The sequence below is a fragment of the Tabrizicola flagellatus genome (genome assembly GCF_046295235.1).
In the GTDB taxonomy this organism is placed as follows: Bacteria; Pseudomonadota; Alphaproteobacteria; order Rhodobacterales; family Rhodobacteraceae; genus Tabrizicola; species Tabrizicola flagellata_A.
The window spans coordinates 1-25,199 of the sequence record NZ_JBKBLV010000024.1 but is presented as its reverse complement, the minus strand read 5'-3'; the positions used below and the strand labels follow the sequence as shown (position 1 = coordinate 25,199).

26 protein-coding genes are annotated in these 25,199 nt (G+C 67.9%); 14 read left to right on the top strand and 12 right to left on the bottom strand.

All coding sequences use genetic code 11. The features are described 5' to 3' along the window. Positions 1-110 precede the first annotated feature (110 nt). Positions 111-1,016 carry a LysR family transcriptional regulator gene (locus ACK4IU_RS11795; RefSeq protein ID WP_409735256.1) on the bottom strand — a complete coding sequence of 302 codons (906 nt, stop codon included), beginning with the start codon at positions 1,014-1,016 and terminating at the stop codon, positions 111-113. A gap of 85 nt (positions 1,017-1,101) precedes the next feature. Between ACK4IU_RS11795 and metF the strand changes: the two genes are divergently transcribed. From metF to ACK4IU_RS11775, 4 genes are all read left to right on the top strand, one after another. Continuing rightward, positions 1,102-1,968, top strand: coding sequence for a methylenetetrahydrofolate reductase [NAD(P)H] (metF, locus tag ACK4IU_RS11790; RefSeq protein WP_409735253.1), 867 nt, complete (start codon positions 1,102-1,104; stop codon positions 1,966-1,968). A 166-nt stretch (positions 1,969-2,134) separates the two neighbouring features. Further along, positions 2,135-2,575, top strand: a complete 441-nt coding sequence (gene aroQ / locus ACK4IU_RS11785; protein WP_409735250.1) for a type II 3-dehydroquinate dehydratase — start codon at positions 2,135-2,137, stop codon at positions 2,573-2,575. A 152-nt stretch (positions 2,576-2,727) separates the two neighbouring features. Beyond that, positions 2,728-3,855 (top strand): AMP-binding protein, encoded by a 1,128-nt coding sequence (locus tag ACK4IU_RS11780; RefSeq protein ID WP_409735247.1) that lies wholly within the window; start codon positions 2,728-2,730, stop codon positions 3,853-3,855. After that, on the top strand, positions 3,843-4,913 hold the full coding sequence (locus tag ACK4IU_RS11775; protein ID WP_409735244.1) for a thiolase family protein: 1,071 nt from the start codon (positions 3,843-3,845) through the stop codon (positions 4,911-4,913). The genes ACK4IU_RS11780 and ACK4IU_RS11775 overlap by 13 nt, the downstream gene beginning before the upstream one ends. Before the next feature lie 4 nt (positions 4,914-4,917). Here the strand turns inward: ACK4IU_RS11775 and ACK4IU_RS11770 are convergent, their stop codons facing one another. The 5 genes from ACK4IU_RS11770 to ACK4IU_RS11750 form a co-directional block, all read right to left on the bottom strand. Then, the gene (locus ACK4IU_RS11770; protein ID WP_149589481.1) at positions 4,918-5,460 is read right to left on the bottom strand and encodes a biotin transporter BioY; all 543 of its coding nucleotides are present in this window, start codon (positions 5,458-5,460) and stop codon (positions 4,918-4,920) included. A gap of 31 nt (positions 5,461-5,491) precedes the next feature. Continuing rightward, positions 5,492-6,088: an energy-coupling factor transporter transmembrane component T gene (locus ACK4IU_RS11765; RefSeq protein ID WP_409735241.1), complete on the bottom strand. Its 597-nt coding sequence runs from the start codon at positions 6,086-6,088 to the stop codon at positions 5,492-5,494. Next, the gene (locus tag ACK4IU_RS11760; protein ID WP_409735237.1) at positions 6,063-6,794 is read right to left on the bottom strand and encodes an energy-coupling factor ABC transporter ATP-binding protein; all 732 of its coding nucleotides are present in this window, start codon (positions 6,792-6,794) and stop codon (positions 6,063-6,065) included. The genes ACK4IU_RS11765 and ACK4IU_RS11760 overlap by 26 nt, the downstream gene beginning before the upstream one ends. Before the next feature lie 134 nt (positions 6,795-6,928). Next, positions 6,929-7,192 (bottom strand): glycine zipper 2TM domain-containing protein, encoded by a 264-nt coding sequence (locus tag ACK4IU_RS11755; RefSeq protein WP_409735234.1) that lies wholly within the window; start codon positions 7,190-7,192, stop codon positions 6,929-6,931. A 139-nt stretch (positions 7,193-7,331) separates the two neighbouring features. Continuing rightward, positions 7,332-8,609 (bottom strand): 4-aminobutyrate--2-oxoglutarate transaminase, encoded by a 1,278-nt coding sequence (locus tag ACK4IU_RS11750; protein WP_409735231.1) that lies wholly within the window; start codon positions 8,607-8,609, stop codon positions 7,332-7,334. 186 nt (positions 8,610-8,795) lie between these two features. Here ACK4IU_RS11750 and dprA point away from each other — a divergent pair, with 186 nt between their 5' ends. Both dprA and topA read left to right on the top strand, forming a co-directional pair. Continuing rightward, on the top strand, positions 8,796-9,941 hold the full coding sequence (gene dprA, locus ACK4IU_RS11745) for a DNA-processing protein DprA (RefSeq protein ID WP_409735228.1): 1,146 nt from the start codon (positions 8,796-8,798) through the stop codon (positions 9,939-9,941). 149 nt (positions 9,942-10,090) lie between these two features. Further along, entirely contained in the window at positions 10,091-12,673 is a 2,583-nt protein-coding gene (gene topA / locus ACK4IU_RS11740; protein WP_409735225.1) for a type I DNA topoisomerase, read from the top strand. A gap of 225 nt (positions 12,674-12,898) precedes the next feature. Here topA and choV read toward each other — a convergent pair whose 3' ends face one another. The 3 genes from choV to choX all read right to left on the bottom strand — a co-directional run bounded on the left by choV (position 12,899) and on the right by choX (position 15,779). Then, complete coding sequence (gene choV / locus ACK4IU_RS11735) at positions 12,899-13,927, bottom strand: choline ABC transporter ATP-binding protein (RefSeq protein ID WP_409735222.1); 1,029 nt, start codon at positions 13,925-13,927, stop codon at positions 12,899-12,901. Continuing rightward, on the bottom strand, positions 13,924-14,775 hold the full coding sequence (choW, locus tag ACK4IU_RS11730; RefSeq protein ID WP_149589489.1) for a choline ABC transporter permease subunit: 852 nt from the start codon (positions 14,773-14,775) through the stop codon (positions 13,924-13,926). The genes choV and choW overlap by 4 nt, the downstream gene beginning before the upstream one ends. Positions 14,776-14,849: 74 nt before the next feature. After that, on the bottom strand, positions 14,850-15,779 hold the full coding sequence (choX, locus tag ACK4IU_RS11725; RefSeq protein ID WP_409735219.1) for a choline ABC transporter substrate-binding protein: 930 nt from the start codon (positions 15,777-15,779) through the stop codon (positions 14,850-14,852). 90 nt (positions 15,780-15,869) lie between these two features. Here choX and betI point away from each other — a divergent pair, with 90 nt between their 5' ends. From betI to ACK4IU_RS11710, 3 genes are all read left to right on the top strand, one after another. Next, positions 15,870-16,454 (top strand): choline-responsive transcriptional repressor BetI, encoded by a 585-nt coding sequence (betI, locus tag ACK4IU_RS11720; RefSeq protein ID WP_409735216.1) that lies wholly within the window; start codon positions 15,870-15,872, stop codon positions 16,452-16,454. Next, on the top strand, positions 16,454-18,103 hold the full coding sequence (gene betA / locus ACK4IU_RS11715) for a choline dehydrogenase (RefSeq protein WP_409735213.1): 1,650 nt from the start codon (positions 16,454-16,456) through the stop codon (positions 18,101-18,103). The genes betI and betA overlap by 1 nt, the downstream gene beginning before the upstream one ends. 71 nt (positions 18,104-18,174) lie before the next feature. Then, positions 18,175-18,411 carry a YdcH family protein gene (locus ACK4IU_RS11710; protein ID WP_409735210.1) on the top strand — a complete coding sequence of 79 codons (237 nt, stop codon included), beginning with the start codon at positions 18,175-18,177 and terminating at the stop codon, positions 18,409-18,411. 71 nt (positions 18,412-18,482) lie between these two features. Here the strand turns inward: ACK4IU_RS11710 and ACK4IU_RS11705 are convergent, their stop codons facing one another. From ACK4IU_RS11705 to ACK4IU_RS11695, 3 genes are all read right to left on the bottom strand, one after another. Continuing rightward, on the bottom strand, positions 18,483-19,877 hold the full coding sequence (locus ACK4IU_RS11705) for a short-chain fatty acyl-CoA regulator family protein (protein WP_409735207.1): 1,395 nt from the start codon (positions 19,875-19,877) through the stop codon (positions 18,483-18,485). Between the two features lie 55 nt (positions 19,878-19,932). Beyond that, positions 19,933-21,141 (bottom strand): multidrug effflux MFS transporter, encoded by a 1,209-nt coding sequence (locus ACK4IU_RS11700; protein WP_409735204.1) that lies wholly within the window; start codon positions 21,139-21,141, stop codon positions 19,933-19,935. A gap of 64 nt (positions 21,142-21,205) precedes the next feature. Then, a complete protein-coding gene (locus tag ACK4IU_RS11695; RefSeq protein ID WP_149589496.1) occupies positions 21,206-21,556 on the bottom strand; it encodes a DMT family protein in 351 nt (116 codons plus the stop codon). A gap of 183 nt (positions 21,557-21,739) precedes the next feature. On the opposite strand from ACK4IU_RS11695, the gene ACK4IU_RS11690 reads away from it, so the two are divergent. The 5 genes from ACK4IU_RS11690 (at position 21,740) to ACK4IU_RS11670 (ending at position 25,151) form a co-directional block, all read left to right on the top strand. After that, positions 21,740-23,272 (top strand): acyl-CoA carboxylase subunit beta, encoded by a 1,533-nt coding sequence (locus ACK4IU_RS11690; protein WP_409735201.1) that lies wholly within the window; start codon positions 21,740-21,742, stop codon positions 23,270-23,272. A 2-nt stretch (positions 23,273-23,274) separates the two neighbouring features. Continuing rightward, positions 23,275-23,685, top strand: coding sequence for a DUF6497 family protein (locus tag ACK4IU_RS11685; protein WP_409735355.1), 411 nt, complete (start codon positions 23,275-23,277; stop codon positions 23,683-23,685). Positions 23,686-23,896: 211 nt separating this feature from the next. Then, positions 23,897-24,031 (top strand): hypothetical protein, encoded by a 135-nt coding sequence (locus tag ACK4IU_RS11680; RefSeq protein ID WP_268815787.1) that lies wholly within the window; start codon positions 23,897-23,899, stop codon positions 24,029-24,031. Positions 24,032-24,217: 186 nt separating this feature from the next. Then, entirely contained in the window at positions 24,218-24,616 is a 399-nt protein-coding gene (locus ACK4IU_RS11675; protein WP_409735198.1) for a hypothetical protein, read from the top strand. 316 nt (positions 24,617-24,932) lie between these two features. After that, a complete protein-coding gene (locus tag ACK4IU_RS11670) occupies positions 24,933-25,151 on the top strand; it encodes a hypothetical protein (RefSeq protein WP_149589499.1) in 219 nt (72 codons plus the stop codon). Positions 25,152-25,199 lie beyond the last annotated feature (48 nt).

Genomic DNA, 25,199 nt, shown 5'->3' with positions numbered 1-25,199 from the left:
CCCCCCGGCCGATCAGGCTCTCGAACCGGTGGCGGCCCTGATCGGCCACCCCAAAGAGTATTTGCGAAAAGAGCAAGCCGTGCTTGCACCAAGCAAGGCCGGGCGGTCGCCTAGCCGCGTTGCAGCTTGACCGGCTCGGAGCGCGCGAGGCGCAGGAAATGGGCGATGTAGGCTTTGCCGGCGTCCTCCTCGCGGGTGGCGGCATACATGCGTTTCGTCACCGGATCGGGGCCGAGGGGGCGGGTGATGTAGTCGGCATTGGTCCTGACCTCGCGCATCACCCAGTCGGGCAGGACCGCCACGCCGCGGTTCGAGCCGACGAGCATCAGGATCACCGCCGTCAGTTCCGCCGTCCGTTGCGCCCGGGGCTCGACCTTGGCCGGGGTCAGCACTTCGGTGAACACGTCCAGCTTGTCGCGCCCGACGGGGTAGGTGATGAGCACCTGGTCGCGGAAATCCTCGGCGGTGATGAACGCCTTCGCGGCCAGGGCGTTCTGCGACGAGGCGACGAAGGTCGGGTGGTAGTCGAACAGGGGGTTGAACACGATCCCCGGCGGCGGTTCGCGGTCGGAGGAGATGACGAGGTCCACATCCTCGCGGTGCAGCGCGGGCAGGGCCTCGAAGGCGAGGCCGGCGCGGATGTCCACGTCGATCTCGGGCCAGGCGTGGCGGAAGAGTTCGAGGACCGGAAACAGCCAGTCGAAACAGGCGTGGCACTCGATGGCGATGTGCAACCGGCCCGTGCGCCCGGCGCGGAGCGCGCGGAATTCCTCTTCCAGCGCGTCGATCTCGGGCAGGATGCGGTCGGCGGCGCGCAGCATGCGCAGGCCCGCCGCCGACAGCCGCATGGGTTTCGAGCGGCGCACGAACAGCTCCATCCCCGCCTGGTCCTCCAACCCCTTGACCTGATGCGACAGCGCGGACTGCGTCATGTTCAGCATGTCGGCGGCGCGCGCGAGACCCCCGGCCTGCTGGATCGCCCGGATCGTGCGCAGGTGGCGCAGCTCGATATACATGAATGAACCTCATGAAGATCGTGAGAACTATGAATTTGTCTCACGCTAACCGATCTGCGACAAGGGGGCAGCGAAGGAGACCATCATGCCCACCCCGCGCATCAGTTTCGAATTCTTCCCGCCGCAGTCGCTGGACGCCTCGTTCCGGCTGTGGGAGACGGTGCAGGCGCTGGCGCCCTTGCAGCCCTCGTTCGTCTCGGTGACCTATGGAGCGGGCGGGACGACGCGGACGCTGACGCATGAGGCGGTCTCGACCATCCATCGCAACTATGGCCTGCCGGTCGCGGCGCATCTGACCTGCGTCGATGCCACGCGGACCGAGACGCTGGCCATCGCCGAGGCCTATGCGGCCGCCGGCGTGACCGAGATCGTCGCGCTGCGCGGCGATGCGCCGAAGGGGGCGCAGCGCTTCGTACCGCATCCCTTGGGCTTTGCCAATTCGGTGGAACTGGTGGAAAAGCTCGCCCGCACTGGCAAGTTCAAGATCCGCGTCGGCGCCTATCCCGAGCCGCACCCGGACGCGGCCAATGCTAGCGCGGACGTGACCTGGCTGAAGCGCAAGATCGACGCGGGGGCATCGAGCGCGATCACCCAGTTCTTCTTCGAGGCCGACACCTTCTTCCGCTTCCGCGATCGATGCGTGAAGGCGGGGATCGAGGCCCCGATCATCCCCGGCATCCTGCCGATCACCTCGTGGGAGGGCGCGAAGAAATTCGCCCGCCGTTGCGGCACCTCGATCCCGCAGAGGCTGGACGAGGCCTTTGCCACCGCCGCCCGCGATGGGCGCGAGGAGCTTCTGGCGCTGACCCAGTGCACGCAGCTTTGCGACAAGCTGATCCAGGGCGGGGTGGAGGATCTGCACTTCTACACGCTGAACCGTCCGCACCTGACTCGGGAGGTTGTTCGCGCGCTTGGAATCCTGCCAGAGGTTGTCTTGGAGAAAGTTGCCTGATTACATGCCCCTACGGGGCGACCGATGTCTCCCTGGGCGGCCTTCCGACCTGTCCCCAGCAGGTGCCCGGAAGGCCGCCACCTTTTTGCCGGTTGCCGCCGCTTTTGTCGGTTGCCGGAGGGGGGATATCGGATAATCTCGCGCCAACCCTCAGCGCGGACCGGATATGCCGAAGCTTGTCACTCTCCTCAACGGCCCGAACCTGAACCTGCTGGGACTGCGCCAGCCGGAGATATATGGCCGCGAGACGCTGGAGGACGTGGCTTCCAAGGTGTCGGACCTGGGCGAGGAGCTGGGCCTCACGATCCGCGCCCACCAATCGAACCACGAGGGCCAACTGGTGGACTGGATCCAGGCGGCGCGGGGGGTGTCGGCCGGGATCATCATCAACCCGGGCGCCTATTCGCATACCTCGGTCGCGATCCTGGATGCGCTGAACGCCTATGAAGGGCCGGTGATCGAGGTGCATATATCGAACATCCACAAGCGCGAGGCGTTCCGGCATCACTCCTATGTCTCGGCGCGGGCCGACGGCGTGATCGCGGGCTGCGGGACCGAGGGCTATCTTCTGGCCCTGCGGCGGATCGCATCTCTGCTGAAGTCATGAGCGACGGGTTCCGCTGGCACCCCGCCGCCCGGCTGTTCGACGCTGCTGGGGACGAGGTTCTGCGCGCGGGCCCCCCACCCCCATCGTCCGGTCAGTGCCCCGACCCCCACGGGGGGGAGGGGAGGCGCCCAGATCGACCGGTCGGGGCGGTCATGCCCGACAGTGCAGCGGGCCTGGCCGCCGCCATCGGGCATCCGGCCTTCCGTATCGGCGCGCCCGATGAGCCGCAGCCCGATGGGCACGAGGTGCCGGTGCTGGAGACGCTGACCTCGGGGTCGATGGGCCGGCCGCGCCGGATCCGGCGGACGCAAGGGTCCTGGACGGCGAGTTTTGCTGTGAACGCGCGTTTCGGCATCGGCCCCGGCGCGCGGGTGGCGGTGCCGGGGCGGCTGGTGCATTCGCTGTCGCTGTATGGCGCGGTCGAGGGGCTGCATCTGGGGGCCGAGGTGCATCTTCTGGCCGACCTGCGCCCCGACCGGCAGCGGCAGGCGCTGGCCGAGCGGCGGATCACCCACCTTTACGCAACGCCCGCGCAGCTGCGGCTGATCCTGGGGCCGGGGGCCTTGCCCGACCTGCGGCTGATCCTGATCGGCGGGTCGAAGCTCGACGGCGGCTTGCGCGCGGGGCTGGCGGCGCTGGCCCCGGCGGCGGAGGTCCGCGAGTTCTACGGTGCGGCCGAGACGAGTTTCGTCACCCTCGCCGATGCCGGAACGCCCGAGGCGTCGGTCGGTCGGCCCTATCCGGGGGTGGAGCTGCGGCTTGACGCGGATGGCAGGATCTGGGTGAAAAGCCCCTACCTGTTCCTCGGTTATGCCGGCGATGGCAGGGGGAAGGCCGGTTCCGGCGCGGCACCCTCCCCCCTGGTGGGGGAGGGAGGGGGTGGGGGGGCCTCCGCCGAGCGCTGGCGCGACGGCTGGCTGTCGGTGGGCGAGGTGGGCCGGCTGGAGGGCGGATGCCTCACCCTGCGCGGGCGGGCGGGGCGGATGGTGACGGTGGCCGACCAGAACGTGTTTCCCGAAGAGATCGAGGGTTTCCTTCTGGGTCTGCCCGGCATCGCCCGCGCCGCCGTGTTGCCGGTGCCGGATGCGGCGCGCGGGCAGCGGCTGGTCGCCGTGGTGCAGGGCGACCGGGCGCGGGAGGCGGCGATCCTTTCTGCGCTGCGGGCCGAGCTTGGCCCGACGAAGGCACCGAAGGCGGTGGTCTGGCGGGAGGACTGGCCGGTGCTTGCCTCGGGCAAGACCGACCTTTGCGCGCTGGAGGCTGGGCTGTGGCCTGCCTGATCGCCGCCCGGCGGACGGCGGTTGTCCCGCGCGGGGGGGCCTTCGCGCGCCTCAGGATCGAGGATCTCGCCGCGCCAGTGCTGACGGCCTGTCTGGACGATGTCGGGATCGGGCCGGGGCAGGTGGACGAGGTGATCCTGTCGAACGCTCTTGGCGCCGGGGGCAATCCGGCGCGGCGGGCGGCGCTGGCGGCGGGGTTGCCCGAGCGGGTCGCGGGGCTGACCATCGACCGGCAATGCGCGGGGGGGCTGGATGCGATCCTGCTGGCGCGGGCGCTGGTGGACAGCGGCGCGGCCGAGGTCGTGCTGGCCGGCGGCGTCGAAAGCTATTCCCGCCGGCCCTTGCGGCTGGCGACCGACCCGGACGGCGGCCCGCCGGTTGCTTACGACCAGGCCCCCTTCACCCCCTGGCCCGACCGCGACCCCGGCATGGCCGAGGCCGCCGAGGCTCTGGCCCGGCGCCTGGGGATCGGGCGCGCCCGGCAGGAGGCCTGGGCGGCGGAGAGCCACGCGAAGGCTCTGGCCGCCGACATGTCGGCGGAGATCGTGGCGCTGAACGGTGTCGCTCGCGACGCCTTTCCGCGCCTCTTGACGCCGAAACTCATGTCCCGCGCCCCAGTCCTGACCGGCAGTATTACCGCGGCCACGGCGGCGGTGGCGGCGGATGCGGCGGCGGTCTGCCTGGTCGTCTCTGACCGGATCGCGGCGGGGCGGGGGCTTGCCCTCCTGTCGGGTGCAACGGTCGGTGGGACCCCGGAGGAGCCGGGGCTGGCACCCGTCGCCGCGATCCGTCGCGTCTGGCGTGGAGAGCCGCTGGCCCAGGCCGAGATCATGGAGGCCTATGCGGTGCAGGCGCTGGCGGTGATCGATGCGGCAGGGCTTGACCCGGCAATCGTCAATCCCGGCGGCGGGGGGCTGGCGCGCGGGCACCCCGTGGGGGCGTCAGGCGCGATCCTGGCGGTGCGGCTGTTCCATGGCTTGCGGAAGAGCCGGGGCCTTGCCGCCATCGCCGCCGCCGGCGGGATCGGCACGGCGCTTCTGGTCGAGGCCCCGGCCTGAGGGCTCAGGCGCGGGAGAGGAGCGAGGCGGGACGCATCCGCGCGAGGCTTTGCGTGACGAGGCCCGCGATCACCGCCTTGACCGCGTCGCCCGGCAGGAAGGCGGCAGAGAGGAAGGCGGCCTCGCCCAGGGTTTTGCCCAGCATTACCGACATGCCGATGATGCCGAAGACGTAAAGCACGCCGATCCCGCCGATCACCGAGGCCGCGGTGGCCGCGACCATGGGCGAGAGCGTCGTGCGCTCCATGAACCAGCCCGTGACGAAGGCGGCGACGGGGAAGCCCACGAGGAAGCCGACCGAGGGCCCGGCAAAGACGCCGATCCCGCCGCGCCCGCCGGACAGAAGCGGCAGGCCTGCGGCGACGAGCGCCAGGAACAGCAGCACCGCCAGCGCCCCGCGCCGCGCGCCAAGCACCGTGCCGCAGAGCATGATCCCCAGCGATTGCGCGGTGATCGGCACGCCGGCGGCGAGGTCGATCTTCGGGATCAGGCCCAGCACGGCGATCAGGGCGGCGAAAAGGGCGATGTGGGTAAGGTTGCGTTCCATTTGGTTCCCCGTTGTTTCCGGTGCGCGAGGCTTAGCCTGCCCCGCCGCGCGCGCGCAAGGCCTCGGCCACGCGGTCCGCATCGTCCAGCGCGGCCAGAACGGCCGGGACCAGCACGCGCCAGCGCGGAGGGCGTGCCGCGCGTGCGCGCCAGCTGGCCTCAATCTGGGCCATGCGGTCCAGCATCACCGGGATGAAGCGGATCACCAGGGCAAAGGCCAGCGCGAGGCGGCGAGGCGGCAGGACGGGCGACAGGGGGCGGGCGAGGTGCTCGAACACCGCCAGCATGTCGGACAGCCGCGTGGTCATGGTGACGAAATTCGCCAGCGCCACCGCCGTCACCATCCTGAGCAGGATGGCCACGCCGCCGGACAGGTCGGCGGTCCAGAGATGCCAGAGGCCGACCACCGCGACGAAGGGCCAGAGCGGCCAGAGATGACGCGCGCCGGTCCGGGCAAAACGCCCGCCGCCGGTCAGATACAGCGCGACCGCGGCCAGGGCGGCGCAGGTCAGCGCGAAGGGCGAGGTCAGGAGGAACAGCCCCGTCGTCGCCAGGGCCAGCGCCAGAAGCTTCGCCCCGGCCGGCAGGCGATGCGCCCAGGTCTCAACCGGCGAGGTCAGCGTCAGCATCTTCCGCTCCGATCCGGGCCATTTCGGCGGTGAAGGCGGGGATGACCTCGGCCGGAGGGCCGTCGGCGACCACGCGGCCCGCTTCCAGCCAGAGCACCCGGTCGGCGTCCCGCAGCACCGCCGGATCGTGGGTGATCGTCACCAGCCGCTGCGGCAGGGCGGCGAAGCGGCGGGCGAGCCGCGCCTGCGTCGGCAGGTCGAGCCCGGCCAGCGGTTCGTCCAAGAGGATCGTGCGCGGCGCCATCAGCAGGACCGAGAGCAGGCAGAGGTAATGCCGCTGCCCCTGGCTGAGGCTGGTGACCGGCACGCCGGCCCAATGCGCGCGCCCCTCGGCGGCAAGCGCGGCATGGGCACGGGCCAGCGCCTCGGACTGGCGCAGGCCCTGCTGGGCAAGGCCGAAGGCCAGTTCCTCCTCGACCGTGGGGAAAAGGATCTGGTGGTCGGGATTCTGGAACAGGATGCCAAGGGCCGCGACCGCGGCGCGGCGGTCAGCGAAGGGGTCGAAGCCCTCGACCCGGACGGTGCCCGTGTCGGGCGCGATCAGCCCGGCGATCAGGCGCAGAAGCGTGGTCTTGCCCGATCCGTTGCGGCCGAGGATGCCGATGCGGCGCTCGGTGAGGCTCAGGTCGATCCGCTCCAGCACCGGGCGCCCGCCAAGCCGGAGGCTGGCCGAGGCGATCTCGATGCCGAGGGAGGGGTCAGGCATGGGCGGCCCTGCGGTGAACTGGCGGTGCTTCTAGCCGCTCTTGCCCGTCGGCGGAAGGGCGCAGGGCAAAGGAAAACCCCGGGCCGTTGCGGACCCGGGGCTCAAGGGTGACCGGCCGAGGAGCCGGAAGCGACTTACTGGCAGTCGGCGATGAAGCGGTTGCCGTATTGGTCGCGGTAATAGCACTTGCCGCGCTGCGGGGCCGGGCCAAGCAGTTGCGAGGCAGTCACGCCGACGATCGCACCGACCACGGCGCCCTTCGTGCGGTCCTTGTCCGACGAGACCGCAGCACCGACCGCCGCCCCGCCAAGGGCGCCTATGGCCGCGTTCTGCTCGGACGGAGTGCAGGCGGCCAGCCCGGCCACGACGAGGGGAAGGATCAGGTAGGAAAGTTTCATTCTGGTGCTCCGGAAGGATGAGTCTACAACCACAGTGTAACTTCACGTTCCGCAAAAGGTTCCACAATCTCGCGATCTGGGCGGATTCCTTCCGACCGGAGCATCGACCGGCCCTGGCGCGGGCCGGCCGGCGGACGGATCAGGCCGCCCGGGCAGCGGCAACCGAGGCCTCGAGAATCTCCATCGCCTCGGCGAAATGGGCGTCCGGGATGGTGATCGGTGCCAGGAAGCGGATCACGTTGCCATAGACGCCGCAGGTCAGAAGGATCAGGCCGCGCTTCTGCGCCTCCATCCGCACCCGGCCGGTGAAGCCCGCGTCGGGTTCCTTCGTGCCGGGCTTGCCGAATTCGACCGCGACCATGAAGCCGGGGCCGCGGATGTCGATGATTTCCGGCGTCGTGGCACGCAGGGCCTCCAGCCGCTGCTTCAGCCGGCTTCCAAGCTCATTGGCGCGGGCGCAGAGATCCTCCTCCTCGATCACGTCGAGGACGGCGTTGGCGGCGGCGATGCCCAGCGGGTTGCCGGCATAGGTGCCGCCGAGGCCGCCGGGGTTCGCGGCATCCATCAGCTCGGCCCGGCCGGTGACGGCCGCGAGCGGAAGGCCGCCCGCCAGGCCCTTGGCCATGGTGGTCAGGTCGGCGGCGACGCCGTGCATCTCCATCGCGAAGAGGTTCCCGGTGCGGGCAAAGCCGGTCTGCACCTCGTCGGCGATCATGACGATGCCGTGCTGGTCGCAAAGCGCGCGGATCGCCTTCACCAGATCGGTCGGCGCGGGGTAGAAGCCGCCTTCGCCCTGGACGGGCTCGAAGATAATCGCGGCGACGCGGGCCGGGTCGAGGTCGGCCTTGAACAGTTTCTCGATGCCAGCCATGGCGTCCCTGGTGGAGATCCCGTGCGGCTCCATCGGGAAGGGGACGTGGAAGACATCGGGCATCATCGCGCCGAAGCCCTTCTTGTAGGGCTCGACCTTGCCGGTCAGCGACATGCCCATGAAGGTGCGCCCGTGGAAGCCGCCGCCGAAGGCGATGACGGCGTTGCGGCCCGTGGCGATGCGGGCGATCTTGATCGCGTTCTCGCAGGCCTCGGCGCCAGTGGTGACGAAGATCGTCTTCTTCTTGAAGTCGCCCGGCACCTTTTCGTTCAGGCGTTCGGCCAGACGGATGTAGTTTTCGTAGGGCATCACCTGGTGGCAGGTATGGGTGAACTTCTGCATCTGGTTCGCCACGGCGGCCATGACCTTCGGATGGCAATGCCCGGTATTGACCACCGCGATCCCGGCGGCGAAGTCGATGTAGCGGTTGCCCTCGATGTCCCAGACCTCGGAGTTCAGCGCCCGATCCGCATAGATCTGCGTCATCATCCCCACCCCGCGCGAGATGGCATCGTCGCGGCGCTTGGCTACTTCGGCGTTCAGCATGGTCTTCGCTCCCCAGAAAGCATGACACCCCCGGAGGACAGACTCGGGCCACGGGGTCTTTGTTCCATTTGATCAAATATTCCGGGGGACTGCAATCCTTGTGACGGCAAAGCTTCCTTGCGGGATTCAGCATTCGTTAACCCTCGTCGGGTCAGACTGGCGCGAGGCGATGCGACGGGGGACGGGATGGCGGATGGACAGCTTGCGGAACGGGCTGCCGGTCTGACCGCCGAGGAACGGCGGGACCGGCTGCGCCTGGTCCGGTCGCGGCGGGTGGGCGCCGTCACCTATCACCGGCTGATGGCAGAGCATGGCTCGGCCGCCGCGGCGCTGGCGGCGCTGCCTGCAATCGCGGCTGCCGCCGGGGTCGAGGGCTATGAGTGCTGCCCGGTGGGCGTCGCCCTGGCCGAGGAACGCCTGGGCCTGGCCGCCGGCGCCCGGCTGCTGGTACATGGCGAAGCGGACTATCCCCGCGCGCTGCTGGACCTTCCCGACGCGCCGCCGGTGCTGTGGGCGATCGGGGAGGTGGCGCTGTTGAACCGGCCCGCGATCGGCATGGTCGGGGCGCGGAACGCCTCGTCCCTTGGCATGCGCATGGCGCGCAGGCTGGGTCAGGGTCTGGCCGAGGCCGGGCTGACGGTCGTCTCGGGCCTGGCGCGCGGCGTCGATGCCGTGGCGCACGAGGCGGCGCTGGACTGCGCGGGGGGGACGGTTGCGGTGATGGCGGGCGGGATCGACGTGATCTACCCGGCCGAGAACGCGGCTCTGGCCCGCCGGATCGACGAAAAGGGCTGCCGGATCAGCGAGCATCCGCCCGGCCTCGAACCCCAGGCCCGGCATTTCCCGCTGCGCAACCGGATCGTGGCCGGCCTGTCGCAGGCCGTGGTGGTGGTCGAGGCCGCGGCGAAATCGGGCAGCCTGATCACCGCCCGGGCCGCGCTGGACTATGGGCGCGAGGTGATGGCGGTGCCCGGGCACCCCTTCGATGCCCGCGCCTCGGGCTGCAACATTCTGATCCGCGATGGCGCGGTGCTGGTGCGCGGTCCGCAGGACGTGCTGGAGGCGCTGGGCGCGCCCGGCCCCGTCTGCCGCGACGCAGGGCCCGTGGCCCGGCCCTTGCCCGGGCCGGTAGCGCCGCAGCGCCCGCTGAAGGAGGTGGCGCTGTTGCACGCGATGATCCTGGATCGCCTGGGGCCCAACCCGCTGGCCGAGGATCAGCTGATGCGCGACCTCGATGTCAGCCCGGCCCAGCTGGCCCCAGAACTCCTGACGCTGGAGCTTGACGGCCGCATCGCGCGCCAGCCGGGCGGTCTTCTGGCACGGGTGGACTGACGACCCGCTCATCCCTTCCTCCGGTCGGTCTTCGCAGGCCCTCGCGAGAAGCGACCGGAGGGGAGCGCCGAGCCGCCCCCGGTTGACAAGCGCGCGGCTTCCCCCACATGGTGCCGCGCCATTCGCCGGCCCGGGAGTTTCAGCAAAGCATGCCAGTCGTCGTCGTCGAATCCCCCGCCAAGGCCAAGACAATCAACAAGTATCTCGGCCCGGACTTCACCGTGCTTGCCTCCTACGGCCATGTCCGCGACCTGCCGGCCAAGGACGGTTCGGTCGATCCCGAGCATGGATTCGAAATGCTCTGGGAGGTCGCGCCCGAGTCGAAGAAACACGTTCGCGCCATTGCCGAGGCGCTGAAATCCGATGACACCCTGATCCTTGCGACGGACCCCGACCGCGAGGGCGAGGCGATCAGCTGGCACCTGAAGGAAGCCCTGCAATCCAGCCTGAAGAAAGGGAAAAAGGTCGCCCGCGTCACCTTCAACGCGATCACCAGGGACGCGGTCACGAAGGCGATGCAGGAACCGCGCGAGGTCGATCAGGCGCTGGTCGAGGCCTACCTCGCCCGTCGCGCGCTGGATTACCTTGTGGGTTTCACCCTGTCGCCGGTGCTCTGGCGCAAGCTGCCGGGTGCGCGTTCGGCGGGGCGGGTGCAATCGGTCTGCCTGCGGCTGATCGTCGAGCGCGAGATGGAGATCGAGGCCTTCAAGGCGCAGGAATACTGGACGGTGAAGGCCGTCTTCCGCACGCCGAGGGGGCAGGAGTTCGAGGCGGGGATGGTCACGTTGGGTGGGCGGAAGCTGGCCAAATTCGACATCCCCACCGCCACGGCGGCCGAACTGGCTGTGCAGGCGGCAAAGAGCCGCGATTTCAAGGTGGCGGCGGTCGAATCGAAGCCCGCGACGCGCAACCCCTGGCCGCCCTTCATGACCTCGACCCTGCAGCAGGAGGCCAGCCGCAAGTACGGCATGGGCGCCAAGCAGTGCATGAACGCGGCGCAACGGCTCTACGAGGCGGGCTACATCACCTACATGCGGACCGACGGGATCGATATGGCGCCCGAGGCGGTCATGGCCGCGCGCGACGAGATCAGGCGGCGTTTCGGTGACAGCTACGTTCCGGAATCTCCGAGAATGTACAAGAACAAGGCCAAGAATGCTCAGGAGGCACATGAATGCATCCGGCCGACGGACATGGCCCTTGGGCCCGAGAAGATCCGGGTCGAGGAGGACCAGCGCAAGCTCTATGAGCTGATCTGGAAGCGCACGATCGCCAGCCAGATGGCGGCGGCGCGGATGGAGCGGACGGCGGTGGACATCGCCAGCCCCGATCGCGAGGTCGGATTCCGGGCCACCGGGCAGGTGGTGCTGTTCGACGGCTACCTGAAGGTCTACGACCAGGGCCGCGACGACCGGCAGGAGGGCGAGGAGGACGAGGAGGGCCGCCTGCCGCAGCTGATGCAGGGCGAGGGGCTGGACAAGGGCGCGGTGACGCCCGAGCAGCATTTCACCCAGCCCCCGCCGCGCTATACCGAGGCAACGCTGGTCAAGCGGATGGAAGAGCTGGGAATCGGGCGGCCCTCGACCTATGCCTCGATCCTGAGCACGATCGTGGATCGCGAATATGTGCGCAAGGACAAGAACCGCCTGATCCCCGAGGACAAGGGGCGGCTGGTGACGGCGTTCCTTGCGAACTTCTTCAAGCGGTATGTGGAGTACGATTTCACCGCCGACCTCGAGGCGGAGCTGGACGACGTCTCGGCCGGGGAGCGCGACTACAAGGACGTGCTGGCCCGCTTCTGGCGCGATTTCAGCGCGGCGGTGGCCGAGACGGCCGACCTGCGGATCGGCGAGGTGCTGGAAAAGCTGGACGAGTTCCTGGCGCCGCACCTGTATCCGCCGCGCGCGGACGGGGGCGATCCCCGCATCTGCCCGACCTGCGGGACGGGGCGGCTGCATCTGAAGACCGCGCGGTCGGGCGGGGCCTTCATCGGCTGCGGGAACTATCCCGAGTGCCGCTATACGCGGCCCTTGGCGGGGGATGCGGAGGCGGTGGCCTCGGACGGGCGGGTGCTGGGGCAGGACGCGCAAGGTAACGAGATCAGCTTGCGGGCGGGGCGTTTCGGGCCCTATGTCCAGCGTGGCGAAGCCTCCGAGGCAAACCCCAAGCCTGACCGGGCGAGCCTGCCGAAGGGGTGGACGCCGGACGGGCTGACGCTGGAGCGGGCCTTGCAGCTTCTGTCGCTGCCGCGCGAGGTCGGGCCGCATCCCGAGGACGGGGTGATGGTCGAGGCGGGGATCGGGCGGTTCGGGCCCTATGTGAAGCACGGGTCGGTCTATGCGAACCTGCCCGAGGTGGAGGAGGTCTTCACCATCGGGATGAACCGGGCCGTGGAAGTGCTGGCCCAGAAGGCCGCGCGCGGGCGGGGCAGGGCGGCGCCGGCGGGGCCGCTGAAGGTGCTGGGGGCGCATCCCGGTGGCGGCGAGGTGCAGGTCATGCCCGGCCGCTATGGGCCCTATGTGAAGTGGGAAAAGGTCAACGCGACCCTGCCCAAGGGGATGGAGCCCGAGGCGGTCACGCTGGAGGAGGCGCTGGCCCTGATCGCCGAGAAGGCGGGCAAGTCGGGGACGAAGAAGAAGGCCGCGCCGAAGAAGGCGGCGGGGAAGCCTGCGGCGAAGAAGGCGGCTCCGAAAAAGGCTCCGGCGAAGAAGAAGGCGGCTTCGGGGACCTGAGTGTCCACGGTGGACATTTCCGGATTTTCTTTCCGGATCAGAAGGTTGCTGGTGGGCGTTAGGGATTTCTTTACCGGCAGCCGATGAGCCCCGACCCCCATCCCCGCCCCACGGTGGGGGAGGGGAGGTGCGGAGTGGAAGCGGTGTGCAACCGTGCGGCCGGGAGCAAATCTTTTCGAAAAGATTTGCCAAAAGTTTTCGAAAACTTTTGGCTCCCGGTCCGACTCAGCCGCGCGGGTTGATGAGGCGGCCGATCAGGCCGGCGGTGCGCACGAGGCCAAGGGGCCGGCCGTTTTCCGTCACGACAAGTTCCGCAGCGCCCTTGGACATCAGCTCCATGATGTCCTTGACCGGGGTTTCGGCCGGCAGTTCGCGGGCCGTGGCCGAGGTCATCCCCGGCTCCATCACGTCGCGCGCGGTCAGGACGCCGAGCGGGTTCATGTGGGCCACGAAGTCGGCGACGTAATCCGAAACCGGGTTCGCGATGATCTCGCGCGCGGTGCCGCATTGCACGATCCGCCCGCCCTCCATCAGCGCGATGCGGTTGCCGATCTTGAACGCCTCGTCGAGGTCGTGGCTGACGAAGACGATGGTGCGCTTCAGCTTCTTCTGCAGGTCCAGAAGCTCGTCCTGCAACTTCGAGCGGATCAGGGGGTCGAGGGCCGAGAAGGGCTCGTCCATCAGGAGAATCGGGGCCTCGGTCACGAAGGCGCGGGCGAGGCCCACGCGCTGCTGCATGCCCCCGGAAAGGTCGCCGACCTTGCGGTCGGCCCATTGCGATAGGTTCACCAGTTCCAGCTGCGCATCCACCCGGGGGCGGCGCTGGGCGGGGGGGATGCCGGCAAGCTCCAGCCCCAGGCCCACGTTTTCGCGCACCGTGCGCCAGGGCAGGAGGCCGAACTGCTGGAACACCATGGCGACCCGGGTCGCACGCAGCCGGCGCAGGGTGGCGGGATCGGCCTTCGTCACCGAGACCATGCGGTCGCCGTCGAGGATCCGCACTTCGCCCCGCACGACCGGGTTCAGCGCGTTCACCCCGCGCAGAAGCGTGGACTTGCCCGAGCCGGAGAGGCCCATGAGCACCAGGATCTCGCCCTCGGCGACAGAGAGCGTGCAGTCGTGCACGCCCAGCACCTGGCCGGTGGCCTCTTGCACCTCGGCCCGGGATTTGCCCTGGTCCATCAGGGGCAGGGCGGCTTCCGGGCGGTCGCCGAAGACGATGGAGACTCGGTCGAATTCGACGGCATTGGTCATTTGCGCGTCACCCTCAGCATGCGGTCCAGCATGATCGCCACCACGACGATCACCATGCCCGATTCGAAGCCGAGCGCGGAGTTGTTCTGGCCAAGCGCCCGCACCACCGGGATGCCGAGGCCGTTCGCGCCCACCATCGCGGCGATCACCACCATCGACAGCGACAGCATGATGGTCTGGGTGAGGCCGGCCATGATCTGCGGCATGGCATAGGGCAGTTCCACCTTCCACAGCTTCTGCCGGGGCGTGGCGCCGAAGGCGGTCGCGGCCTCGATCAGCGCCTGGGGCGTGGCCGAGATGCCGAGATAGGTCAGCCGGATCGGGGCGGGCACCACGAAGATCACCGTGGCGAGGAGGCCCGGCACCATCCCGAGGCCGAAGAACACCACGGCCGGGATCAGGTAGACGAAGGTCGGCAGCGTCTGCATCAGGTCGAGGATCGGCGACATGGCGGCGTAAAGCCGGGGCCGGTGCGCGGCGGCGATGCCGATGGGCACGCCGACGGCCATGCAGATCAGGCAGGAATAGAACAGCAGGACCAGGCTTTCGGTCGTGGCCTTCCAGTAGCCTTGGTTCAGGATGAAGAGGAAGCCCAGAAGGACCAGGAGGCAGATCTTCCAGGACCGTTGCAGCACCCAGGTCAGCGCGACGAAGAGCGCCACCACGACCAGCGGATGGGGCCACTGGATCAGGGAGAGAGTGGCATCGATGAGCCAGCCGAAGGCCTCGCTGATCCCGTCGAAGAAGGGCCGGGCGTTGGCCTTCAGCCAGTCCACCGCCTGTTTCGCGGCCCAGCCGACCGGAATTTTCTCGAACAGCCACGGAAACGTGGTTTGCAGCCAGTCCAAATCCGTCCCCCCCGATGAGCCGGCCCGAAAAGGGCGGCCGGGTTTGGCCCCGGCCTGCCCGTCCTGTCAGCGCCTTATTGCAGCGCGGCGGCCACCGCGGCCTTGGCGTCACCGCCGTCCTTCGTGGTCACGCCGTCGAGCCAGGCTTCCCAGGTGGCGGGGTTGGCGGCGAGCCAGGCCTTTGCGGCCTCGCGCGGATCGGTGCCGTCGTTCAGGATCGCGCCCATGATCTCGTTTTCCATCTGGAGCGAGAAGACGAGGTTCTGCAGGAACTTGCCGGTGTTCGGGCATTCCTGGACATAGCCCTTGCGGGTGTTCGTGGCCACGATGGCGCCGCCGAAGTTCGGTCCGAACACCTCGTCCCCGCCCGAAAGATAGGTCAGCTTGAAGTTCGAGTTCATCGGATGCGGTTCCCAGCCGAGGAAGACGATGGGCTGGCCCGCGCCGGTCTTGCGGTCGACCTCGGCGAGCATGCCCTGTTCGCTGCTTTCCACCAGCTCGAACCCGCCCAGGCCGAACTGGTCGGCGGCGATCATGTCGAGGATCAGCCGGTTGCCGTCATTGCCGGCCTCGATGCCGTAGATCTTGTTCTCAAGCTCGGCAGCATGGTCCTTGATGTTGTTGAAATCGCTGATCCCCAGCGCCGCGCCGGCCTCGTTGGTGGCCAGCGTGTATTTCGCGCCCTCGAGGTTGGTGCGGACGGTCTCGACCGTGCCGGCCTCGCGGTAGGAGGCGATGTCGCCCTCCATCGTCGGCATCCAGTTACCGAGGAACACGTCGATGTCGCCTTCGGCGAGGCCCGCGTAGGTGACGGGGACCGAGAGGATGTTGGTCTCGGTCTGGTAGCCCAGGGCTTCGAGGACAAGGGTCGTGGCCGCGGTGGTGGCGGTGATGTCGGTCCAGCCGACATCGGAGAAGACGATCTTGTCGCAGCCCTCGGCGAAGGCGCTTCCCGCCAGAGCAACGGTCACGGCGCTGGTCAGGAGTGTGGAACGGATGGACATGGAAACTCCCCGTGGTGTTTTTGTTGATTGACGAGTCAATAAACTTCGCCCTTATTCGGTTTGGCAAGCATTTTCTGGGGCCAGACCGTCATGCCGAAGCTTGGAATGGAGCCTATCCGCAAGGAAGCCCTGGTGAAAGCCACCATTGTCGAGATCGGCAGGGTGGGATCGCTGGACGTGACCGTGAGCCAGATCGCCCGGCGGGCGGGGATGTCCTCGGCGCTGGCGCATCATTACTTCGGGTCGAAGGAAGAGATGTTCCTGGCCGCGATGCGCCACATCATGACGCTGTACGGCGCGGAAGTGCGGGGCGCGCTGGCTGCGGCGGAGGGGCCGGAGGGGCGGATCCGGGCGATCCTGCGGGCGTCGTTCAGCCCCGGCAACTTCCGGCGCGAGGCGGTGGGGGCCTGGCTGAACTTCTGGGTCCTGGCGCAGACGGTGCCCGAGGCCAAACGGCTGCTGGCGGTCTATCAGGGGCGGCTGCGGTCGAACCTGGTGGCGGCGCTGCGGCCGCTGGCGGGGGACCGGGCCGGGGGAATCGCCGAATCGCTGGGGGCGATGATCGACGGGCTCTACCTGCGGGAAGTGCTGAAATCGGGCGCGCCGGACGGGGCGGCGGCGGTGGAACTGGCGCTGCGGCATCTTGAGGCGGAACTGGTGCGGGGGGCGGTCTGATGCACGCGGATTATGTGATCGTCGGCGCGGGCTCGGCCGGTTGCGCCATGGCCTACCGGCTGGCCGAGGCGGGGCGGCGGGTCACGGTGATCGAGCATGGCGGATCGGACGCGGGGCCGTTCATCCAGATGCCCGGCGCGCTGTCCTATCCGATGAACATGGGCATCTACGACTGGGGATTCGCCACGGAGCCCGAGCCGCATCTTGGAGGCCGGGTGCTGGCGACGCCGCGCGGCAAGGTGATCGGCGGGTCGTCGAGCATCAACGGGATGGTCTATGTCCGGGGTCACGCCAAGGACTTCGACACCTGGGCCGAGATGGGCGCGGACGGCTGGGCCTATGCCGATGTGCTGCCCTATTTCAAGCGGATGGAGCAGTCGCACGGCGGGTCGGGGCCAGAGTTCCGGGGGACCGACGGCCCCCTGCATGTGACGCGCGGGTCCCGCGCGAATCCGCTGTTCGACGCCTTCATCGAGGCGGGGCGGCAGGCGGGCTATCCGGTGACGCAGGATTACAACGGCCAGCAGCAGGAGGGGTTCGGCCCCTTCGAGGCGACGATCCACAAGGGGCGGCGCTGGTCGGCGGCGAATGCCTATCTCAAGCCCGCGCTGAAGGGCGGGAATGTCCAGGTCGTGCGCGGCTTTGCCCGGCGCGTGGTGATGGAGGGCAGGCGCGCCGTGGGGGTGGAGATCGACACCCGCGCCGGCCGGCAGGTGATCCGGGCGGGGCGCGAGGTCATCATCGCGGCCTCGTCGATCAACTCGCCCAAGCTTCTGATGCTTTCGGGGATCGGGCCTGCGGCGCACCTGAAAGAGCACGGGATCGAGGTCGTCGCCGACCGGCCGGGGGTGGGGGCGAACCTGCAGGACCACCTGGAAATCTACATGCAGTTCGCGGCAAGCCAGCCGATAACCCTTTACAAATACTGGAATCTCTGGGGAAAGGCCTGGGTGGGGGCGCAGTGGCTCTTGACCGGCAAGGGCCCGGGCGCCTCGAACCAGTTCGAGGCCTGCGCCTTCATCCGGTCGAAGGCGGGCGTGGAATATCCCGACATCCAGTACCACTTCCTGCCGATCGCCGTGCGCTATGACGGAAAGGCCGTGGCCGAGGGCCACGGCTTCCAGGCTCATGTCGGACCGATGCGGTCGAAATCGCGCGGGTCGGTCAGCTTGCGGTCGGGCAACCCCACGGACGCGCCGGTGATCCGGTTCAACTACATGTCCGACCCCTCGGACTGGGAGGATTTCCGCACCTGCATCCGCCTGACCCGCGAGATCTTCGGGCAGGAGGCGTTCAAGCCCTATCTGAAGGCCGAACTGCAGCCGGGGCCGAAGGTGCAGACCGATACCGAACTGGACGACTTCCTGCGCGAGCATGTCGAAAGCGCCTATCACCCCTGCGGCACCTGCCGGATGGGGCGGGCCTCGGACCCGCTGGCGGTGGTCGATCCGGAGTGCCGGGTGATCGGGGTGGAAGGGCTGCGCGTGGCCGATTCGTCGATCTTCCCGCAGATCACCAACGGCAATCTCAACGCCCCCTCGATCATGACCGGCGAGAAGGCGGCCGATCACATCCTGGGACGCGCGCCCTTGCCGGCCTCGAACCTGGAGCCGTGGATCAACCCGAACTGGCGCGTTTCGCAGCGCTGACTTGATCCGGGTCAAGGCGCGACCCGGCGCAGGGCACCATACTTTTCAAGACAGTCAAGAAGGAGACCGGCATGTCGAACACCCCGCACACGCTGCAAGAGGAATTCCCGGGCGAGGCGGCGAAGATCAGCGCCTTGAAGGTATCGGACGCGCATTTCGCCAAATTGCTGACCGACTACGACAGCGTGAACGACAAGGTGCATCGCGCCGAGACCCGGCTGGATCTTCTGACCGAGGAAGAGGAAGAGCACCTGCGCAAGCAGCGGTCGCGGCTGAAGGACCAGATCGCGGCGGCCTTGCGCAAGTAGGCTGCTCGTCGTGCGCCTTCGGCTTCTCCTCGCGCTGGGCACCGAGGAGGACCGAAGGAAACGACGAGGGGTCAGCCGATCTCGTAAGGCAGGACGTCGCGGGCGTTGGGGTTGATCTTCAACCGCCCTTCCAGCGGCGGAACAGACCGCTGGTGGCAGTTCACCCTTTCGCAGATGCGGCAGGAAATGCCGATGGGCTCGAACCGGCCTTTCAGGTCGAGCCCGTCTGAATAGACGAGCTGGGGGGCATGCTGCACCTCGCAGCCAAGGCCGATGGCATAGCGGCGGACCGGGGCGAGGAAGGCCCCGGCCGGTTTCGACACATCGCGGGCGAGGCAGAGATAGCGCACGCCGTCCGGGGTTTCCGCAAGTTGGCGCAGGAATTGTCCTGGGGTTTCAAAGGCCTGGTGGACGTTCCACAAGGGGCAGGCGCCGCCGAAGCGGGCAAATTGCAGCCGGGTCGAGGAATGGCGTTTCGTGATCGTGCCGGCCTGGTCGACGCGGACGAAGAAGAAGGGGATGCCCTTTGCGCCCGGGCGTTGCAGGGTGGACAGCCGGTGGCCGACCTGTTCGATCGAGGCGCCGAAGATGTCGGCCAGCCGTTCGAGGTCGTGGCGGACCTCTTGCGCGGCGGTGAGGAAGGCGCGGTAGGGCAGGAGCGCGGCCCCGGCGAAGTAGTTCGCCAGGCCGATCTTGGCGATATCGCGCGCCTCGGGCGTGGAAAAGCGCGCCAGGTCGAGGGTTGCTTCCAGAAGCTCATTCTGCGTGAGAAGGGCCACCTGATGCAGCAGCTGGAAGCGTTGCGAGGGGCCGGAGGCACGGGCCGAGATGTCGAGGCGTTTCGCCTGCGGGTCGTAGTGCCGCAAGGGCGCGGTGTTCGAATAGTGCAGGCTGATGCCTGCGCGTCTTAGCAGGTCTTGCGCCAGGATTTCGATAGGTTTTCCGTTGGTTGCTGAGGTCGCGAAATGCTCGGCCGCGCGGTCGATCGCGTCGAGGTAATTGTCGCAGTAGTGGAAGAAATCGCGCACCTCCTCCCAGGCAGAGGGGCGCAGGTCGGCGTCCTCGCGCCCCAGCGCCTCGTCCAGCGAGGCAAGGCGTTCGTGGGTCTGGCGATAGGCGCGGTGCAAGTCCAGGAAGGCACGCGCAAGGGCCGGTGCGTTCGAGGCGGCAAGCCGCAGGTCGGCAAGCGGCGGGCTGGCGGTGGTGAAGACCGGGTCGGCCAGCGCCTCGCGCATGTCGGTGACGAGGCGTTCGCTTTCGCCGACGGTGAGTTCGGTCACGTCGAGGCCGAATTCCTGCGCCAGCGCCAGCACGACCGCCGCCGAGACAGGGCGGTGGTTGTTCTCCATCTGGTTGAGGTAGGGCAGCGAGACGTTCAGCTTGTCGGCGAAGGCCTTCTGGGTCAGGCCCAGCCGCCCGCGGATCTCGCGCAGTTTGACGCCGGCGTAGAGTTTCTGGGTGGGCATCGGGGACCTCTTTGCAAAGGTATGCGGCGCTTTGCAAAGGTGCGTCAAGCGGAAGTCAGGCGGCGCCGATCTGCCGCGCGCGGCGCATGACGAAGAAGATGGCCACCACGGAGGCGACCGAGGAGGCGAGCATCAGGAGGATCAGCGGCATCTCGGTCGAGCCGGGGCCGAGGAGGATACCCGCGATGGCGGCAAGGGCCGCGCCGCCACCGATCAGGATGGCTCCGCCCAGGCCCGAGGCGGTGCCGGCGAGGTCGGGGCGGACCGACAGCATCCCGGCGTTGGCGTTCGGCAGGCAGATGCCGTTGCCGAGGCCCATGAAGATGGTGAGGCCGAAGAAGGTGGTCGGGCCGGAGAGGCCGGCAAGGGTGAGGAGGGCGAGAAGGGCCAGACCGGCGGAGGTGACGAGGCAGCCCAGAAGGATCATCCGGTTCATGCCGATGCGGACGGAATAGCGCCCGGCGAAGAAGTTGCCCGCCGCATAGCCGATGGCGGTCAGGGCGAACAGCGCCCCTACATGGGTTGAACTCAGCCCGTAGACCTTGTCGCCGACATAGGGCGCGCCGCCAAGATACGCGAAGAAGCAGCCCGAGGCGAAGCCGGCCGCGAGCGTATAGCCCCAGAACCGGCGCGAGGCGAAGAGGGCGGGATAGCTGCGGACCTGGTCCATCAGGCTGACGCGGCGGAGGGTGGCAGTCTCGCCCAGGTCGGCCCAGACGAGGGCGAGCGTGGCGAGCCCGAGGACCAGAAGGAGGGCGAAGTTCGCCTGCCAGCCGTAGAGGTCGTCGAGGACGCCGCCGATGACCGGGCCTATCATGGGCACCAGGCTCATCCCCATGGTGACGTAGCCGATCATGCTGGCCGCGCGTTCATCGGCCACCATGTCGCGGACCACGGCGCGCGACAGGACCATGCCGGCGGCGACGACGGCCTGGGCCATGCGGAAGATCAGGAACCAGGTGGCGGTGGGGGCAAGAAGCGTGCCGATCGTGGCCAGCAGGAACAGGACCAGCGACCATATCAGCACGGCGCGACGGCCGTAGCGGTCGGAGATCGGGCCGATCACGATCTGGAGGAGCGCGGAGAGGAGGAGGTAGAGCGCGACCGACTGCTGCATCACACCATAGGGGACGCCGTAGTACGTCGCCATTCCGGGGAGCGAGGGCAGAAAGATGTTCATCGTCAGCGCCGAGAGCCCGGCGATCAGGATCAGCGTGACGATCTTCGGAGGCGTCGTCCGGTCGAGGAATACCGCGTCTTGCATCTGGATGGGCTACGCCTGCGACTGTCGTTTGTCCACGGGGCGCGAGGCCTGGGGGTAGCCGTGGTCACGCCCATTTGTGGAAGATGAAGAAGGCCCCGAGCGCAATGAACGCGAAGCCGAGGACATGGTTCCACATCAGCGGCTCTTTCAGGTAGAGGACAGAAAAGGCGGCGAAGACGGTCAGGGTGATGACCTCCTGGATCGTCTTGAGCTGGGCAGCGTTGAAATAGCCATAGCCGATGCGGTTGGCCGGAACCTGCAGCACATACTCGAAGAAGGCGATCCCCCAGGAGACCAGGATCACCGTGATCAGGGCGCTTTCCTTGAATTTCAGGTGTCCGTACCAGGCAAAGGTCATGAAGATGTTCGAGGCCAGCAGCAGGCCTATGGTGATGACGGGGATGGGCAGGGTCATGGGGTCCTCGGGGGGCGTGTCCGCAAGGGAATAGCGCGGTCTGACGGCAGGTCCAATGCTTTGCAGATTTGCGATTTGATGTGCTGCCTTTCAAATAGATTTGCAAATTTTCTCATTCGTGCTTCTCGCACCTGCCGCCTTCCCCTAGATTGCGCCGAGCCATCAGCCGTGGGGGAGCGCGCGATGAAGGACATCCTGGAAGAGCTTGAGGCCCGTCGTGCGGCGGCGCGCGCCGGGGGCGGCGAACGCCGCGTGCAGGCGCAGCATGCCAAGGGCAAGCTGACGGCGCGCGAGCGGATCGAGCTTCTGCTCGACGAGGGGTCGTTCGAGGAGTTCGACATGTTCGTCGCGCACCGCTGCACCGACTTCGGCATGGAGAAGGACCGCCCCGCAGGCGACGGCGTGGTGACGGGCTGGGGCACGATCAACGGCCGGCAGGTCTATGTCTTTTCGCAGGACTTCACGGTCATGGGCGGGTCGGTCAGCGAGACCCATGCCGGAAAGATCTGCAAGATCATGGACATGGCGATGCAGAACGGCGCGCCGGTCATCGGGATCAACGATTCCGGCGGCGCGCGGATCCAGGAGGGGGTCGCCAGCCTTGCGGCCTATGGCGAGGTGTTCCAGCGCAATATCGAAGCCTCGGGCGTCGTCCCTCAGATCAGCCTCATCATGGGTCCCTGCGCAGGGGGCGCGGTCTATTCCCCGGCGATGACCGACTTCATCTTCATGGTGAAGGATTCGTCCTACATGTTCGTCACCGGCCCCGACGTGGTGAAGACCGTGACGAACGAGGTGGTCACGGCCGAGGAACTGGGTGGGGCCTCGACCCACACCCGCAAGTCCTCGGTCGCCGATGGGGCGTTCGAGAACGATGTCGAGGCGCTGGCGGAAATCCGCCGGCTGTTCGACTTCCTGCCGCTGAACAACCGGCAGAAGGCGCCGGTGCGGCCCTTCTTCGACGATCCCGCGCGCATCGAGCCCAGCCTCGACAGCCTGGTCCCCGACAACCCGAACCAGCCCTACGACATGAAGGAACTGATCCTGAAGGTCGCGGACGAGGGCGATTTCTTCGAGATTCAGAAGGACTTTGCCGCCAACATCATCATCGGCTTCATCCGGCTGGAGGGCCAGACAGTGGGCGTGGTGGCCAATCAGCCGATGGTGCTGGCCGGCTGCCTGGACATCGACGCCAGCCGCAAGGCCGCGCGCTTTGTCCGTTTCTGCGATGCCTTCGAGATCCCGATCCTGACCTTTGTCGACGTGCCGGGTTTCCTGCCGGGAACGGGCCAGGAATACGGGGGCGTCATCAAGCACGGGGCGAAGCTTCTGTTCGCCTATGGCGAGGCGACGGTGCCGAAGGTAACGGTGCTGACGCGCAAGACCTATGGCGGGGCTTATGTCGTCATGGCCTCCAAGCACCTGAAGGCCGACTTCAACTATGCCTGGCCCACGGCCGAGGTGGCCGTGATGGGGGCCAAGGGTGCGGTCGAGATCCTCTATCGCAGCGAGCTGGGCGAGCCGGAGAAGATCGCCGCCCGGGTCAAGGACTACGAGGACCGCTTCGCAAACCCCTTCGTCGCGGCCGAAAAGGGCTTCATCGACGAGGTCATCATGCCCCATTCGACGCGGCGCCGGGTGGCTCGTGCCTTCGCGGCGCTGCGCGGGAAGAAGGCGCTGATGCCCTGGAAGAAGCACGACAACATCCCGCTGTGACGATGCGCCGCGCCTCGATCCTTCACGTCGTGACCTTCGTCGCCCTGGCGGCGACGGCCGGCTGTCAGGAGGAGGCGCCGGCGGGCGAGACGATCAGCGTTCCGTCGGGGCGGACACTGTCGCTTATCGACGTGATCACCAATGCGCGCGGCCCGGCCGGGGCGACGGCGCGATTCCGGTTCCTGGCGCCGGGGCTGAACGCCGATGACGCCGAGGCCGCGGCCGAGGACATGCAGGCGCTGTGCGACAGCTTTGCCATCAAGCGTATAGAGGGAATGGTGCCTGCGCCGCAGCAGATCGTGATCTCGTTTTCCAGCGAGGTCGTTCCCTTCGGCGAGGCGGCGCCCGGTGTCGTGCAGTTCTTCGAATCCTACCGCCCGGAAAACGGCACTTGCGTGTGGGAAGTTTTCTGATGCGGACGCTAAATGTTGTTTTTTCGACTGGCCTTGCACATTGGGCTGATGTAGGAACGCCACAGGTCGGGAACTTGGCCTCGCCGACATACCAATCCGGATCCGTTTCGGTTAGGGTGCTTGCGGGCCGGGCCAAATCGGCCTTGAACAGCGAACAGGTGCCGGATACTCGCGAGGGGTCCGAAGCACCACAAGAAGGATGGAGTAGAGGATGTCGAAGAGCGCACGTCTCGTTCTGGTTCTGGCTATGGTTTCGGCTTTCGCCGCTTGCGCCAAGAAAGAGGCCCCGGTCGAGCCGGTGGAGCCGGTCACGGTCGAGCCGACCTACACGGGCAAGTACAAGTAATCTTGCGGAGCGGGCCTGCCGGCCTCTGCCGGACGGGCCCGCGCCAACCCCTCGCCTCCTGCGCGGACGTGCGGTCGAGGCATCATCTTTCCAAGCTCCGTCAGAACTTCGGTGTCGCCCGATCTGGGCGGGCCCGACTGTTTCGCCTATCCGTCCCGTCAGCCGCATCGACAAAGGACAGGACAGATGCTGAAGCACAGGGGCTTCCCGGGCCGGATGCCGGGCACCGATTTCCAGTTCACCATCCGCCGCGCCAACGTGAAGGAGGGCGCGACGAAACTCATCCGGCGCGAGCGGTTCAAGGACCGCAAGCATCTGGACCGGATGGCGGACCGGGCCTTCATGGCCGCTCTCTGGCAGTACTTCGGCGCCGAACCGTTCGAGCGCGGCAATCTTGATGCCGGCCGGCTGTCGTGGCTGTTCGGCCGCGAGGTCATCGCAGCCGAGGACCCGTTCGATCCCTGCTCCTACGAGGCACTGCTGCGGATCGACGTCAAGCGCGCCGAGGCGGCCTTCCCCGAAGTCTTCGCACCGGACGCGCCCGATGCGCTGGACGCCGGCGACGACCGGGACGGGGAGGACTAGGCATGATCTTGCCGACCGGGAATGGCTTTTGGCGCTGTTTTGCTCAGGCCCGGGCGGCTGTTTGCAAGGCATTTGCAATGGGCGGATCGTGGCGCCATTGTTTCCTTGCAGGCCCGTGCCATTACAGCTCTGGCTTGCATCGTCTACGTTGTTACCCTTCCCCTTCTCTTCGGTCCGGCCTGTCCCCGGCCGGACCGATCCTGTGGCCGGAGCGGGTCCTTGCCGATTGCGCCGACACGGCGAGAAACTGCTTTCAAATCCGCGATTTTGCGGTAGATTCCGCTGCAATAACAACAAACCCGCGAGGCAGTATCCCATGCGCAAGTCGCTTATCGTTTTTGCCCTTCTTTCCACATCGCTTGCCGGCTGCATGCAGGACCCGGCATCGCGCGGCGCCGCCGGTGCGGCCGCCGGTGCGCTGGTCGCCGATGCGACCGAGAATGACGTGCTCGCCGGCGCGCTCATCGGCGGTCTTGCCGGGGTCGCGACCTGCGGCATCGAGCTGGGCCTGCCGCCCTGCCGCTCGGGCTACTGACGTAACCGCCTTCGGGCGGGTTCACCTGACACCAGGGACCATCCGGGC

Bases quoted from the DNA above. Each gene is read 5' to 3' on its own strand.
- ACK4IU_RS11795 (WP_409735256.1), bottom strand. From the start codon at position 1,016: ATGTATATCGAGCTGCGCCACCTGCGCACGATCCGGGCGATCCAGCAG.
- metF (WP_409735253.1), top strand. From the start codon at position 1,102: ATGCCCACCCCGCGCATCAGTTTCGAATTCTTCCCGCCGCAGTCGCTG.
- aroQ (WP_409735250.1), top strand. From the start codon at position 2,135: ATGCCGAAGCTTGTCACTCTCCTCAACGGCCCGAACCTGAACCTGCTG.
- ACK4IU_RS11780 (WP_409735247.1), top strand. From the start codon at position 2,728: ATGCCCGACAGTGCAGCGGGCCTGGCCGCCGCCATCGGGCATCCGGCC.
- ACK4IU_RS11770 (WP_149589481.1), bottom strand. From the start codon at position 5,460: ATGGAACGCAACCTTACCCACATCGCCCTTTTCGCCGCCCTGATCGCC.
- ACK4IU_RS11765 (WP_409735241.1), bottom strand. From the start codon at position 6,088: ATGCTGACGCTGACCTCGCCGGTTGAGACCTGGGCGCATCGCCTGCCG.
- ACK4IU_RS11760 (WP_409735237.1), bottom strand. From the start codon at position 6,794: ATGCCTGACCCCTCCCTCGGCATCGAGATCGCCTCGGCCAGCCTCCGG.
- ACK4IU_RS11755 (WP_409735234.1), bottom strand. From the start codon at position 7,192: ATGAAACTTTCCTACCTGATCCTTCCCCTCGTCGTGGCCGGGCTGGCC.
- ACK4IU_RS11750 (WP_409735231.1), bottom strand. From the start codon at position 8,609: ATGCTGAACGCCGAAGTAGCCAAGCGCCGCGACGATGCCATCTCGCGC.
- dprA (WP_409735228.1), top strand. From the start codon at position 8,796: ATGGCGGATGGACAGCTTGCGGAACGGGCTGCCGGTCTGACCGCCGAG.
- topA (WP_409735225.1), top strand. From the start codon at position 10,091: ATGCCAGTCGTCGTCGTCGAATCCCCCGCCAAGGCCAAGACAATCAAC.
- choV (WP_409735222.1), bottom strand. From the start codon at position 13,927: ATGACCAATGCCGTCGAATTCGACCGAGTCTCCATCGTCTTCGGCGAC.
- choX (WP_409735219.1), bottom strand. From the start codon at position 15,779: ATGTCCATCCGTTCCACACTCCTGACCAGCGCCGTGACCGTTGCTCTG.
- betI (WP_409735216.1), top strand. From the start codon at position 15,870: ATGCCGAAGCTTGGAATGGAGCCTATCCGCAAGGAAGCCCTGGTGAAA.
- betA (WP_409735213.1), top strand. From the start codon at position 16,454: ATGCACGCGGATTATGTGATCGTCGGCGCGGGCTCGGCCGGTTGCGCC.
- ACK4IU_RS11710 (WP_409735210.1), top strand. From the start codon at position 18,175: ATGTCGAACACCCCGCACACGCTGCAAGAGGAATTCCCGGGCGAGGCG.
- ACK4IU_RS11705 (WP_409735207.1), bottom strand. From the start codon at position 19,877: ATGCCCACCCAGAAACTCTACGCCGGCGTCAAACTGCGCGAGATCCGC.
- ACK4IU_RS11700 (WP_409735204.1), bottom strand. From the start codon at position 21,141: ATGCAAGACGCGGTATTCCTCGACCGGACGACGCCTCCGAAGATCGTC.
- ACK4IU_RS11695 (WP_149589496.1), bottom strand. From the start codon at position 21,556: ATGACCCTGCCCATCCCCGTCATCACCATAGGCCTGCTGCTGGCCTCG.
- ACK4IU_RS11690 (WP_409735201.1), top strand. From the start codon at position 21,740: ATGAAGGACATCCTGGAAGAGCTTGAGGCCCGTCGTGCGGCGGCGCGC.
- ACK4IU_RS11685 (WP_409735355.1), top strand. From the start codon at position 23,275: ATGCGCCGCGCCTCGATCCTTCACGTCGTGACCTTCGTCGCCCTGGCG.
- ACK4IU_RS11680 (WP_268815787.1), top strand. From the start codon at position 23,897: ATGTCGAAGAGCGCACGTCTCGTTCTGGTTCTGGCTATGGTTTCGGCT.
- ACK4IU_RS11675 (WP_409735198.1), top strand. From the start codon at position 24,218: ATGCTGAAGCACAGGGGCTTCCCGGGCCGGATGCCGGGCACCGATTTC.
- ACK4IU_RS11670 (WP_149589499.1), top strand. From the start codon at position 24,933: ATGCGCAAGTCGCTTATCGTTTTTGCCCTTCTTTCCACATCGCTTGCC.